Source organism: Enterobacter sp. CCUG 70166 (genome assembly GCF_020224095.1).
Classification (GTDB): Bacteria; Pseudomonadota; Gammaproteobacteria; order Enterobacterales; family Enterobacteriaceae; genus Enterobacter; species Enterobacter intestinihominis.
Map to the genome: position 1 here is coordinate 110,515 of NZ_NRIQ01000011.1, position 13,289 is coordinate 123,803.

General features: G+C 56.8%; 10 protein-coding genes and 1 pseudogene. 6 read left to right on the top strand and 5 right to left on the bottom strand.

Annotated features, from left to right (window positions below; translation table 11 throughout):
* Nucleotides 1–68 precede the first annotated feature (68 nt).
* Nucleotides 69–826 (top strand): annotated as a pseudogene (locus CKK19_RS05595) (alpha/beta fold hydrolase).
* A gap of 33 nt (nucleotides 827–859) precedes the next feature.
* Here the strand turns inward: CKK19_RS05595 and CKK19_RS05600 are convergent.
* The 3 genes from CKK19_RS05600 to CKK19_RS05610 are packed head-to-tail and all read right to left on the bottom strand — an operon-like array spanning nucleotide 860 to nucleotide 7,354.
* A complete protein-coding gene (locus CKK19_RS05600; protein ID WP_063853462.1) occupies nucleotides 860–3,034 on the bottom strand; it encodes a virulence factor SrfC family protein in 2,175 nt (724 codons plus the stop codon).
* Nucleotides 3,031–6,012 carry a virulence factor SrfB gene (locus CKK19_RS05605; RefSeq protein WP_063853463.1) on the bottom strand — a complete coding sequence of 994 codons (2,982 nt, stop codon included), beginning with the start codon at nucleotides 6,010–6,012 and terminating at the stop codon, nucleotides 3,031–3,033. The genes CKK19_RS05600 and CKK19_RS05605 overlap by 4 nt, the downstream gene beginning before the upstream one ends.
* 4 nt (nucleotides 6,013–6,016) lie before the next feature.
* Nucleotides 6,017–7,354 carry an SrfA family protein gene (locus CKK19_RS05610; RefSeq protein WP_063853464.1) on the bottom strand — a complete coding sequence of 446 codons (1,338 nt, stop codon included), beginning with the start codon at nucleotides 7,352–7,354 and terminating at the stop codon, nucleotides 6,017–6,019.
* 282 nt (nucleotides 7,355–7,636) lie between these two features.
* Between CKK19_RS05610 and CKK19_RS05615 the strand changes: the two genes are divergently transcribed.
* Entirely contained in the window at nucleotides 7,637–9,235 is a 1,599-nt protein-coding gene (locus CKK19_RS05615; RefSeq protein ID WP_058646538.1) for an ABC transporter substrate-binding protein, read from the top strand.
* Nucleotides 9,236–9,335: 100 nt separating this feature from the next.
* Entirely contained in the window at nucleotides 9,336–9,569 is a 234-nt protein-coding gene (locus tag CKK19_RS05620; RefSeq protein ID WP_058646539.1) for a YdcY family protein, read from the top strand.
* A gap of 3 nt (nucleotides 9,570–9,572) precedes the next feature.
* On the opposite strand, the gene CKK19_RS05625 is transcribed toward CKK19_RS05620, so the two are convergent.
* Both CKK19_RS05625 and CKK19_RS05630 read right to left on the bottom strand, forming a co-directional pair.
* Complete coding sequence (locus tag CKK19_RS05625) at nucleotides 9,573–10,022, bottom strand: DMT family transporter (RefSeq protein WP_022648242.1); 450 nt, start codon at nucleotides 10,020–10,022, stop codon at nucleotides 9,573–9,575.
* Nucleotides 10,019–10,537 carry a GNAT family N-acetyltransferase gene (locus tag CKK19_RS05630; protein ID WP_023306282.1) on the bottom strand — a complete coding sequence of 173 codons (519 nt, stop codon included), beginning with the start codon at nucleotides 10,535–10,537 and terminating at the stop codon, nucleotides 10,019–10,021. The genes CKK19_RS05625 and CKK19_RS05630 overlap by 4 nt, the downstream gene beginning before the upstream one ends.
* Nucleotides 10,538–10,685: 148 nt before the next feature.
* On the opposite strand from CKK19_RS05630, the gene CKK19_RS05635 reads away from it, so the two are divergent.
* From CKK19_RS05635 to CKK19_RS05645, 3 genes are all read left to right on the top strand, one after another.
* Nucleotides 10,686–11,261, top strand: a complete 576-nt coding sequence (locus CKK19_RS05635; RefSeq protein ID WP_017382277.1) for a helix-turn-helix domain-containing protein — start codon at nucleotides 10,686–10,688, stop codon at nucleotides 11,259–11,261.
* 66 nt (nucleotides 11,262–11,327) lie between these two features.
* A complete protein-coding gene (locus CKK19_RS05640) occupies nucleotides 11,328–12,362 on the top strand; it encodes an NADP-dependent oxidoreductase (RefSeq protein WP_022648239.1) in 1,035 nt (344 codons plus the stop codon).
* Between the two features lie 256 nt (nucleotides 12,363–12,618).
* The gene (locus CKK19_RS05645; protein ID WP_022648238.1) at nucleotides 12,619–13,287 is read left to right on the top strand and encodes a GntR family transcriptional regulator; all 669 of its coding nucleotides are present in this window, start codon (nucleotides 12,619–12,621) and stop codon (nucleotides 13,285–13,287) included.
* Nucleotides 13,288–13,289 lie beyond the last annotated feature (2 nt).

Consider the following 13,289-nt stretch of genomic DNA (forward strand, 5'->3'; position numbering starts at 1 on the left):
GCATCCAGACATAGCATTCCATACATTGAGGCTGTATAAATATACAGTCCGTCATACATGGAGTGCTTATGAACAGTTTCTATTCACAGCAAGCAGGCTGCACGGTGCGCTGGCAGGATCTTCCCGGTTTCGGTGACCCGGTTGTGTTTATCCACGGGTTGGGCTGTGCATCGTCGTATGAATATCCTCGTATTGTCTGTGATACCCGTTTTGGGGGGCGCAGAGCCATTCTGATCGATCTCCCCGGTAGCGGTTACAGTGACAAACCTGACAACTACCGTTATCGCACAAGTGAACAGGCGCAGGTAGTGGTTGAACTGTTAGACCATCTCGGCCTGGATAGTCTTTGGCTCTATGGTCATAGCATGGGGGGGAGTATCGCGATCGAAACGGCAACGCTGCTAAAGTCACGCGTTAAAGGCCTGATAGTGTCTGAACCCAATTTTCATGCGGGTGGCGGGATGTTCAGCCGGGCAATTGCGGCCCAAACGGAACAACATTTTCTGGAACAGGGCTATGATGACATGCTGCGGGCGGAAACGACGGCGTGGTCTGGAAGCCTTCAAAGCAATGCCCCCTGGGCCGTCTGGCGCGGCGCAACGAGCCTGGTCAAGGGCGTTAAACCCGACTGGGAACACCTGTTTTTGTCATTGAGCTGCCCGGTCATGTTAGTTTTTGGTGAGTGGTCCCTGCCTGATGAAGATTTTAATCGCCTGCAACAAAAAGGCGTTGCTGTAAAATTATCCCTGATGCGGGCCATTCAATGTCCTGGGAAAACCCGTCAGCGTTGGCTCAGGCTTTGTCTGGCTTCATAAACGGATCATGAAGGGGTAGCCCGCATTGCTGCGGGCTGCAATGATTAAGACAGCAAGGCAGACAAGGCTTTCCGCGCAGCAGGCTTAATGTCATACGGGCACTGATAATCCACATTCTCAATCGCGCGGGTGTAGAGCGCAACCAGCCAGTCATAAACATAGGCTGTCGCCGCATGAACAGGCTGCTCGCCAAGTCGGGTAAGACGGGGTGAAGCGCTGCTCACAACGGGCGTCACAAAAATTGGCTGACCTTTGCGGATCCGGCTTGCAGGCCGTTCAGAAACGGGCGTCAGTTCATAGCCAAGCCAGCTAATGAAATTGCCTGTCGCGGCATGCAGCTGCGCAGCACTGCTTTTATCTGTTTCTGCAATGCGTTGCAGTTGCAGCGGCAGATCCAGCCGGTAGCTGGTAACGATTAACACATCCGCAATCTGCTGTAATACCTCTGGGTCCAGGCCCAGACGGGCGGCGGCCGCGTCGTTGCGACTCCACTGACGAAGATGGTTAACCCACACGTTATGGGCCAGTCGCGCCTTGTCTTTGGTCTGCAACGCGCCTGGATATTCCGGCGTCTCTTCCGCAAACAGATCGATAACGTCGTTAAACAGGCCGTTGACCTTTTCCTCACGGGGCTGGTGAACCGTCAGCAGCGTCTCAAACGCGTTTAACGGCGGCAGAAGCCCCTCAAGCAGTTCACCATGACGAGCGGCACTGCCTTGCAGCGTTCGGACCATTTTTTCGGCCATTGCCCGCCCTGCGCCTGGCTCCTGAGTGAGAGGCGCGACGTATGCGCGCATCAGCGTCGACAGCGACTCTTGTAACAGCCTTTTCAGCGCGCGGAGACGCTTCTGGCGCTGTGCCGGCAGGGTAGCCTGCGACAGCCACTCAATCACTCGCTGCATGCTGTGGCTATCGAGCGCCTGGAGCGTGCCCCAGCGCAGACCCGGCTGGCCCAGCAACTGTTGCACCGCTTCGTCCAGATTCTGCTTTGTGGTAAACCGCGCATCGTGAGGGGTAATGGCCCAGACCAGGCCCGGCAACGCGGACTCTTCCACCGGCTGCGTCTCTTTGACCCAGTTTTGCAGGAGTCTGGCCGTTTTTGCCGTCTGCTGGTGGTGGGCCGTCGCATTGCAGATAACCAGGACATCAGGCTGTATGTGCTGACGATAATACTCCAGCAGCCACAGGCATTTTGCCTGCGTCATCAGCGGCGTGTTTTCCTCAGAAATGGCCGGAATATCAATAATATCTACGTTATCCAGAACGCAGTTTTCAACGGGCAGCACCACTTCGCGGGTCAGACTGGCCAGCACATCGACGGGCAGGCTAATGGCATTAAGTAACTCGCCGTTATTTACCGGATGAAGCAATGTTTCCTGCGCTTCCGGCACGGTAAACGCCCCGTGAGTAAGGAAACCTTCACACGGCAGACCAAAACTGTCCACCAGCAGACTCAACGGCGCCGCAAGCGCGCTGGCATGGCTGGTTTGATGCAGCACCTGGGCGAGTTTAAGCCACTGCTGGGTTAACTCCTGCTGCTCACCCCACAGCAGAGACCAGACGCTGGCGCGGGTGCTGAGATCAAGCGACGGAACCAGCAGGGCAAACTGGTGCCACAGGGCATCATCAATATGCTGCTTAGCGCCGGGTACTACGGTTTGCCAGAACCGGGCAACGGTCGCGACTTCCTGCGCCGTTATTCCCGGCACGCTGTGCGGCTGACGCAGCGTACGCCACTTCTCAAGCCGGGATTCAATCACCGATTTATCCACCGCACGGATCTGCGGATCCAACGTGGTGCGGGCGATAAACAGCTGTACCAGCTCGGCCTCCGTTACCAGGCTCAGGCGCAGGGGAAACGCGTCGTCTGCGACCTCGCTGGTCGCTCTGGTGAAACGCACGGCCATATTGGTCGGCGCATGCCCGGGGTTAATATGCGAGAAGTAATCAAACGTGCGTTGACCCGGCGTAACGTTCAGCCGTTCGTCGCCGCTGCCGCACAGGGAGGCCAGCAGATGCGCTTTCGCGGCCTGCGAGTGGCCGTATAAGCCGATGCTGCCCTGGCAGACAAGGGCACGTTCGAGGGCCTCTTCACGCGCGCTTACTGCGTTAAGGCGGGCAAGCAGGGCGTCGGCTTCGTTATCCAGCATCGGGGCGTGCTGTCGCGTCTCATTGATCCACCCGATTAAGGCCTGAGTGGTGGCAGTCGTCGCAGTCATTTAAGGTATACGCTCCCGCTGTCGATCCAGTAGTGGCTGCCGCTGTGTCGGCGATCGGCCAGAGTATTCAGTTTAAAGGTCAGGGCGTCCGGGGGCACTGGCGTGCCGTCCTGTAGCCAGGCATCACTCAGCTCGAAAGATTCCGGCCCCTCCTGCTTATTGCCGCCACGCAGCTTCAGGCGCACGTTCAGTACGCCGTCGCCCGCAATGGCTTTCGCCAGCTCGGCAGAGTTGATGCTCAGGGTATAGAGCGGCGTCGCGGGCCAGCGGGCATTGGCCAGTTGCCGGAAGCCCAGCGTGACGTTGCCGCGCAGCGGGAAGTGCAGACGGGCGTCCAGTTTCGCGCCGGGCTTATCGAGGTCGATATCGTGATACCAGACGTTCTCGTCCCGCAGGGTATTGATGGTGTTATCCAGCACGCCCAGATAGCGCACCGTAGAGTACGCGCCAATATCCGCTGCTTTAAAGTTAAAGCGCGGCAGACGAAGATCCAGCGCCAGACTACAGAGCATCGCACCCACGGCGGCGGTGGATTTCGGGTTGCCGATCCGTCCCTGCTGGCTGAACGGATACCATTCATGAACCTGGTATTTATCCAGCCAGACGATGCGGTTGACGGGCACCGGTTGCAGGTGGCGAATCAAGGCCTGAACGCCTGGCAGACAGCCTGGCCGTCCCGTGATCAGCAGAATATCGCAGCTGTAGTGAGAGATCGCCTCACATACTGCATGCAGCGGGGCGGCAAGCGTGAACTGACCCGCCAGCATCGCGTCCTGCATCTCGCGGAAACTGACGTGCAGCGGGACGCTGAACAGATCAAAGTGTTCTGAGCCGGCAGGCAACGCATGGTCGATCGCCTGCCGGAGATAGTTCATCACGTTGCGGGTCGGTTTTTGCGCAAGCAGATCGCCAAAGCTGGCATGCAGCCCGGCCAGCGGATCGTCAACATCGCTCGATTCCCACGCCGCCAGGATCGCGTGGCCGATCGGCATAAAGAGCTGAAGTGCCGTCTGCTGGCGCAGGACCGCCTGGGTATCGATCCGCCCGGAGTCGCCGAACAGGGATGCCATCAGCTGGGAGGCATCGGCAATGCCGGATTTCTGAAGCTGGGTTTGCAGCGCGGGCAAAACGTAGCGCTGGATCACGTCCAGCAGCGTGTCGTCGCCAGCGACCTTGAACCCTTCGCGGAACAGTAGTTGCGGGGTGATTTTGACGTTATTACCGGTACCATCATCTAGCTGATAGTGCGTGATGGCCATATCCGTCGTGCCGCCGCCGATATCAATCGAGGCCACGCGCAGAGCGCGCCCCGGCTGGACGCCAGGCTCAGGCGCGCGATCCGGACGGGCAAGGGAGGCGAAAAAGGCCTCGGTCTGGCCACCGAAGTGGGAAATGGCTTCGTTATACAGCCACACCAGCTGGCCGCAGCTGGCCTCGTCCCACTCCATCTGGATCTCAGGGACCGGCACCACGCTTTTTTCCTGCTGTTTACGGCTGGCAAAATCTTCATCCTGCGGGTGCCAGCCCATCGCTTTCCAGACGATGGCGATGGCTTCGAACATGCGGCGCCGGAAAATCTCGCGCTCCTGTTTCGGCATCGCCGAAGGCAGGGTGAGGATCAGCGTCCGCAGCTGGCGGGGAGAGGCCGGGAAGCCGAGCCGCAAGCGGGTGGCTACGCTGTTAATCTGGCCAAGCGCCTGAGCCAGCAGCTCGCAGAGCATGTGCGTCATAAGGGTGCTGCGGCTGTACTGCGGAGAGAACACCGGCAGGCGCTCATCCTGCGGCAGCGTAAAGAGCGGTTCCCCGTCGTCGTTCATCAGGTTCATCAGCGGAAACGCGGTTGCCAGCGGTTCGCGCTGAGTTTTGCTGTTCATCTGGCTAAAGCGCCAGTCCTGCACCACCGGCGTCTCGTCCCACAGATAGCGACGCGGGCTGGAGATACCGCTGTTGCCCTCCGTGCCCAGACGCTGCATCGCCAGCTTACGCGCTTCATCACCCACGCGGACTATCGACGGCCAGACGAACGCATCCTCCCGGCCGCTTTCCACCGAGAAGTGCTGCTTGCCAAAACGCGCTTCGGAAAATTCAAGACGGCTGGTAAAAAGCGGCTCATTCAGGAACTGCGGCTCACTCAGGGAACGCACCTGGAGCTCAGCCGTCTGGCGCAGGCCGTCGTTGGCATCACCATGATCTTCAATAATCACGCCGCAGGTGTGGGTGTTGCCTACGTCAAGGATCAGATCGACAGGAATAGCAGGGGTGCTCAGGGTATGGGTGACAAACTTCACTTCCGGCACGGTGAGTTGTTCACCGAGCATAGAGAGCAGGTTGAGCCAGTGCGCCTGATATTCAAAGCTGCGCATGGCCTGATGCAGCTCGCGCTCGGCGCGTTTTTCAACACCGTCAGCATATTGTGTGAAGGCTTCACGCAGCCAGCCGTCAATCCAGGTCTGGTCGAGGAAACTCTCAACCTCATTGTCGCGCCAGGCGAGGGCGAAACGCGTGCCGTTAAGAATGTCGTTTTCAACCGGCGACAGGGCAGACGTCGCATGCTCCGCAATCTGGCTGTCGAGCGCGACGGTGACCCGGTGCGTATTGCCAGCCGCGTCGGGCGTGGACAGCTTCCGTACCTGGACGCGCGCCCAGTTATCCGGGCCATCAACAAACGTCCGCGGCGGGTTAAAGCGCAGGAAAGGGAGCGGCAGCCAGACACCGTCCAGCACGGTCAGGGAGTCATGCAGTGGAATGGTGCTTTCAGGCTTGACCACTTCCGGCTTCCCACCATCGGTGGCAGGCAGCGTGTACCGGCCGTTGACCAGGTCAAAATCCAGGCGCAGCAGCGGGCCATTTGCCGTTTTACGCACGAAACGCCCGTTGCTGGCGGTGTCCTGCGGAGTCAGGCCAAAATCGAGAAACTGTACGCCGCTGTTAGCAATCAGCGTCACGCTCTGTTTATAGTCGCAAAGATTAACCAGCATAGGATCAGACACCTGCTTTCTTGAACGTCAGAGGAACGACGGTGTTGGCATCGTAACGTGCGGTGCATTCCGCCACGTCGCTGGCACCTGCCTTACAGGTCACTTCCGGCATCGGATAGCGTGAACCGTCGGTGCAACGAGCGTTTCCGCGCGTTTTGATCAACAGCTCGCCGTTGCTGTGTAATCCGGAAAAGACGTCTACCCGGCAGACAATGTTGTCGCCATGCACGACCCGGGCGAAACCTTTATTGTTCTGGATCTGGTAGCGCAGAGACGGCGGTTTGCCGGTGAGCGGATCCTGCACATCGAGAAACGCGCGCCAGGTGCCGTTCAGGAAGCGCGTTAACCCCGCTTTGACCTGGTTTGCTTCCATCACCATCGCATCTTTCGGTATCGCGGTAATGACCACCGGTTCGGCTGCCGGGGCAGGCGTCTTCACCTTCGGCACTACCACTTCTGCCTGATGCAGTGGGAGTTTCAGCTCAAGCGGCTCAACCGTCTTCACGGGGGCCGGAGCAATGGCGACAGGTGCTGGCGCTGGTGAGGTAACTGGCGCTGCGGTCGGGGCCTGTTTTGGCCAGAGCAGCGGCGTGGCAATGGCTGCAATAATGACGGCGGCAACCGGCAGCAACCACAGGGGGGAGCGACGTTTTTTCTGCACCACCGATGGTGCGGGCTCTGACGGCACGGTGTTCATGCGCACCGGCTCTGGCGTATACAGCTCATCTTCGGTGATACGCACGGTAGCCACAGGCGTGATAAGCGGCGCGTCGGCCTGCTCGAAGGTCACCACCGGGGCCGGTTCTGGCTCAGGTTCAGGTTCAGGTTCGTTAATCATCACGGGTTCAGGTTCAGGGACCAACGATTCGCGCAGGCAGTCCAGCACGTCGTCGCGCGCGTTTTCGTTAAGACTGACGAAACCCCAGAAGCAGATCACCGGTTTGCCATCCACCAGGAAAACAAAGTTTTCACCGGGAAACTGGAAAGCTTTAGAGAGCAGAGATCCAAACAGTTGCTGCGCCATTTTCGGTGACTGAAGGCATTTTTTACTCAGCGACTCCATGCTGGCGAGCGTGTTTTCCAGATAGCGCAGGGCGCGAAAACGATCGTCTTCATCCGCCGCCTTCCAGCTGGAGACGGTTCCCTCAACCGGGGAGTACCAGTCAACGCGATCGCCGCCGTCATTGACCTGAGGAATGGCCAGGCAATCGACGATAGCCTGCTGTTTGCGCAACCGAAGCGCTTCGCGGATTTGCAGCGCTGATTCAAAAACGGCCTGTCCGCCGCCGCCAACGGCCTGAAAATCATCCAGATTGCCGCTGCGTAAAAGTGTTTTTGCCACGATTTGGTCCTGTAGACTTCTTCACGCCATTACTTTAACGAAACAGGTAAGCAAGCAAACGGCGGAGGAGACGACAAAAGGGACGATTTCTTGCGGCATTGATCGTAACGGTTGTGCTTGACGAATAATGGACCTTAAGGCAAATCGGTTTCTGCGGGCTGATGCTAAAACCAGCGAAATGTACGGCTTTAGAATAACCTGATAGTGATTCGTTATTTGTCAGGCCAAAACGTCTGTGCTGTTATTACTGTTCACTATAATAAAACCGAAAGGGTAATAACCATGTTTACAGGGAAAACCGTGCTCGCCCTCGCGCTGAGCGCGCTGCTACCGGCAAGCGCCGCATGGGCGGCAAACAAAGACACCATTATCTACTGCTCCGAGGCGTCGCCGGAGTCGTTTAACCCGCAGATCGCCAGCTCTGGCCCCTCGTTTGTCGCCAGCTCGCAAACGCTGTATAACCGTCTGATTAACTTCGACCCGGTAAAAAACACGCCGGTGCCTTCTCTTGCGGAGTCGTGGACCATTTCGCCAGACGGCAAAACATACACGTTTACCCTACGTAAAGGGGTAAAATTCAACAGCAATAAATATTTCAAACCGACCCGTGATTTTAACGCTGATGACGTTATTTTCTCCGTTATGCGTCAGAAAGACCCTAAGCATCCCTATCACAATGTTTCCCAGGGTAATTACGAATACTTTAATGACGTGGGCCTCGACAAGCTCATTCAGGATGTGAAAAAGATCGACGATTATCACGTTCAGTTCACGCTGAGCGAACCCAACGCGGCTTTCCTGGCCGACTGGGGAATGGACTTCGCCTCGATCCTCTCTGCCGAGTACGCGGACGCGATGCTGAAAAAGGGCACGCCTGAAAATGTGGACACCTGGCCAATCGGCACCGGGCCGTATGTGCTTCAGCAGTACAAGGTGGATTCGCTGATCCGCTACGTCGCCAATCCGAACTACTGGGACGGTGAGGTGCCGACCAAACACCTGATCTTCTCCATCACGCCAAACGTTGAGACGCGTCTGGCGAAGCTGCAAACGAACGAGTGTCAGATCATTCCTGCGCCGTCGCCGGTGCAGTTTGAAGCGATCAAGAAAAACAAAGACCTGACGCTGCACTCGGTGGATGCGCTGAACGTGGGGTACCTGGCGTTCAACACGGAGAAAAAACCGTTTGATAACGTGCTGGTGCGCCAGGCTCTGAATTACGCGACGGACAAAAAGGCCATTGTGAACGCGGTCTTTATGGGGTCTGGTACGGTCGCTAAATCGCCGATCCCGCCGAACATGCTCGGCTTTAATAAAGACCTGAAGGATTACGGCTACGATCCGCAAAAAGCGAAAGCGCTGCTGAAGCAGGCGGGTCTGGAGAAAGGCGCGGAAGTGACCCTCTGGTCCATGCCGGTTCAGCGTCCGTACAACCCGAACTCCCGACGCATTGCAGAGATGATCCAGGCTGACTGGGCGAAGGTGGGCGTGAAGGCGAAAATCGTCTCTTACGAGTGGGGGGAATATCTCTCCGGCATGCGCAAAGGCGAGCATGATTCCGCGCTGTTCGGCTGGATGTCTGATAACGGCGATCCGGACAACTTCGCCGATGTGCTACTGGGTTGTAACAGCATCAAAACCGGATCTAACGCCGCGCGCTGGTGTGATAAGGGGTATGATGAGCTGGTGCAAAAGGCCAAACTGACCAGCAACCCGGACGAACGTGCGAAGCTGTATGGTCAGGCACAGGAGATTTTCTACCAGCAGGCACCGTGGATTGCGTTAGCTAACGGCAAAACGTTCTACGCGACCCGCAGCAATGTGACCGGGTACAGCGTAAGCCTGATGGGCAGCGATTTCTCGAAAGCGAAGCTGAACTGATCGTATTTTGCCGGGTGGCGGCTATGCCTTACCCGGCCTACGGGTTTCAAATGTAGGCCCGGTAAGCGTAGCGCCACCGGGCACGTGAAAAGGAGTGACAATGTCACATTTAAATGATGTTATCGCCCGCGTCGATGCCACCATCCAAGAGAGCGTAATTACTCACATGAACGAACTGCTGATCGAATTAAGCGATGATGCAGAGCTCAGCCGTGAAGATCGCTATACCCAGCAGCAGCGCCTGCGTACCGCGATTGCGCATCATGGTAAGCAGCATAAAGAAGAGGCGGAGGCGCGCCATGCCCACCTTACGCAGGGTGGGACTATTCTGTAAGGGTTAAAACTGGCGCCGCGCCACCAGCCAGGCGCCGACCACCAGCATCACTGCGCCGCAGACCGGGCCAACCAGCGCGCGCAGGGGAACGCCGTTGCTCTTAAGGATGTCCATCACCAGGCCGCCAATCAGCTGGCTTGCCACCAGGACGGCAATGGTCGTTGCCGCGCCCACATTCTGATAGCCGCTAATACTGGCAAAGACAAAAAAAGACCCCAGCAGGCCGGGGATCAACGTCCACCAGCGCACCGTTGACGCCAGTTCGTTAAACCCCGCCAGGCCATTTTTCACCAGCAAAATGCTGACAAACAGCACAATCCCCACCAGCGAGTTCAGCAGCATGGCGATAAGAATGGTGGAGGAAGATTGCGTAATGCGCACCATCAGGGTGTTTTGCACCACCAGCCCAATCCCGGCGGCTACCAGAAACGCTAACGTCAACGATTGATTCATGGCAGAGCATCCGGATCGCTGCGCTCATCAAGCTGGAGCTGCATAAAGGTTAAGTCCAGCCAGCGACCGAATTTGGTTCCCACCTGCGGCATATTGCCGGTGGTAATAAAGCCAAGGGTTTCGTGCAGATGAATTGACGCCTGGTTCTGCGCCTCAATACCGGCAACCATCACGTGTTTACCGATCTGGCGGGCTTCCTTGATTAACTCCGTCATCAGCAGCCGGCCAATGCCTTTGCCCTGATGTTCGGGATGAACGTACACCGAGTGCTCCACCGTGTGGCGAAATCCGTCGAACGCTCTCCAGTCGCCAAATGAGGCGTATCCCGTCACCACTCCGTCTTCTTCACTGACCAGCACTGGATAACCCGACAGAGTACGCGCCTCAAACCATGCGATACGGTTATCGGTGTCGACAGTTTTATCATTCCAGATGGCGGCGGTGTGCAGCACCGCATGGTTATAAATTTCACCGATAGCGGCACAATCTTCTTTGCAGGCATGACGAACAATCATGGGTAACCTCTGGCTGTGTTGTTCACTATAGTAGTACGATTTACTCACAATATTACACAGTTCTTATATTGCATCGCTACGACAAAATCCCTATTTTTTTGTCACAAAACTGCCCCGAAAAACCATCCGTACACTATAGTATGACGTCATGAATACAATGACAGACAATATGAATCAACGCATTAGCGCCCGCATACGCCTTGAACGCGAGTCGCGGGGCTGGTCATTAAGCGAACTGGCCGAACGGGCAGGTATCTCACGCGCCATGATCCATAAGATTGAACGGGGTGACAGTAGCCCAACGGCGACGCTGCTTGCGCGGTTATCCGGTGCCTTCGGTATTAGCATGTCTACGCTTATTGCGCGCGCGGAAATGCAGGAGGGCAAACTGTTACGTCTGGCGAACCAGCCCGTCTGGCGCGATCCGCAAACCCACTATTTGCGTCGCCATGTGTCGCCGCGCAGCGATATGCCTATCGACCTCGTCCAGGTGGAGCTACCCGCAGGTAGCGATGTGCCGATGCCCGCCTCCTCTTATGCGCTGGCACGACAGCTGATTTGGTTGCAGGCAGGTGAACTGGTCTTTCTGGAGGGGGATACTCGCCATGAAATGAAGGCCGGAGATTGTCTGGAACTCGGGCCGCCGAACGACTGCCGGTTTATCAACGAAACGGATGAATCGTGCCTTTATCTGGTCGTGCGGCTTAATCAGTCCGGCTCATAATGCACAGGCGATCCGCAGGATAACGTGCCAGACTTGAATGACATTTTCAGCAGTAAGGAGCGATGAATGAGTCAATCTACTACGCAAAACCGACGCTGGGTACTGGCTTCCCGTCCACACGGCGCGCCGGTTGCCGATAATTTCCGCCTGGAAGAGCAGCCGATCCCCGCGCCCGCAGAGGGGCAGGTGTTATTACGCACCGTATGGCTCTCGCTTGATCCGTACATGCGAGGCCGTATGAGCGATGCGCCATCCTATTCACCTCCGGTCGAGATTGGCGCGGTGATGGTGGGCGGCACGGTAAGCCGCGTCGAGACCTCCCGTCATCCGGATTATAAAGAGGGTGAATGGGTTCTGGGTTACAGCGGCTGGCAGGAGTATGAACTATCCGACGGGCAGGGGCTGGTGAAGTTGGGTGAAAACCCGTCGCATCCTTCATGGGCACTCGGTGTGCTGGGGATGCCGGGCTTCACCGCGTATATGGGGCTGCTCGATATCGGCCAGCCTCAGGCAGGGGAAACCCTTGTCGTGGCGGCGGCCACGGGGCCGGTCGGCGCAACGGTGGGGCAGATCGGTAAAATCAAAGGATGCCGGGTCATCGGCGTGGCTGGCGGGGAGGAGAAATGCCGTCATGCGGTCGACGTGCTCGGTTTCGATGCCTGTCTGGATCACCATGCGGATGATTTTGACGAACAACTGGCTAAAGCCTGCCCGCAGGGCATTGATGTGTATTACGAAAACGTCGGCGGTAAAGTCTTTGACGCCGTGCTGCCGCTCTTGAATACCTCCGCGCGCGTGCCGGTTTGCGGACTGGTCAGCGGCTACAATGCGACCAACCTGCCGGAGGGTCCGGACCGCTTACCGCTACTGATGGGGACCATCCTGAAAAAACGCATCCGTATGCAGGGTTTTATTATCGCGCAGGACTATGGTCATCGTATTGACGAGTTCCAGCAGGAAATGGGCCGCTGGGTGCAGGAAGGCAAAATTCACTATCGCGAGCAGGTTACGGAAGGGCTGGACGCGGCGCCGGACGCCCTGATTGGCCTGCTTGAGGGGAAAAACTTCGGCAAGGTTGTGATCCGCGTGGCGGCCGACTAAACAGAGCATCGGTTATGGCGGGCAGTGTCCGCCATAATTATTTGTGAAGATACGATATATTGTCTTTAATTAATCCATAAGCTTTGCGCGCCTCGGCCCAGCTGAGCCAGAAGTGAAAAATGCAATATTATTTGAACGATTTTAATATTACGCGCGCCCCTCATACCAGGCATGACGATACAGGATATATCTAACCGGCGATGTTTTTTTAAACAGACGCTGAAAATGGCATTTTGTTTGGCTACGGGAATTAAACATGCTTGATTTGGAACATATGGAAAAAGCACAAAGAATCAGTCTGACTTTGCAAGTAGAGAACAGTTTAAAGGGAGCATTAATTACGGGCTCATTAAAACCTGGGGCTCGACTCGTTACAAAAGAGATTGCGGATAAATTGGGCACCAGTATCACACCGGTGCGCGAAGCCCTGCTGCGCCTGGTGTCGGCGGGGGCATTACAGGCCACGCCAGCGCAGGCGTTTTTGGTGCCAGAAGTGACGCTGGAACGCTATAACGAAATTAACGCCATCAGAAAGCAGCTTGAACCGATGGCCGTTGCGGCGGCGTGCCAGAATATGACCGAGACCAAACTGGATGCGTTACGCGCGCTGTCAGATAACTTCAGTGCCGCCATGCATCAGGGCGATGTACAGAAAGCGATCCATGCCAACCGCGTGTTCCGGTTCACGCTCTATCAGTATGCCGAGATGCCGACCCTTCACTCGCTGATTGAGCAGCTCTGGGTACGGATTGGTCCGTGCATTCACTATCTGCATGAAGAGTTAAGCGAGGTTCCCGCAGCGACCTATCATTATGACGATCTGCTTTCTGCGCTTGAGCAAAGGGATGTGACGGCCAGCCGGGAAGCGATCGACAAAGCCATTGATGAAGCCAATATTCTTCTGCAACGGCAATACTACAGTTAAGG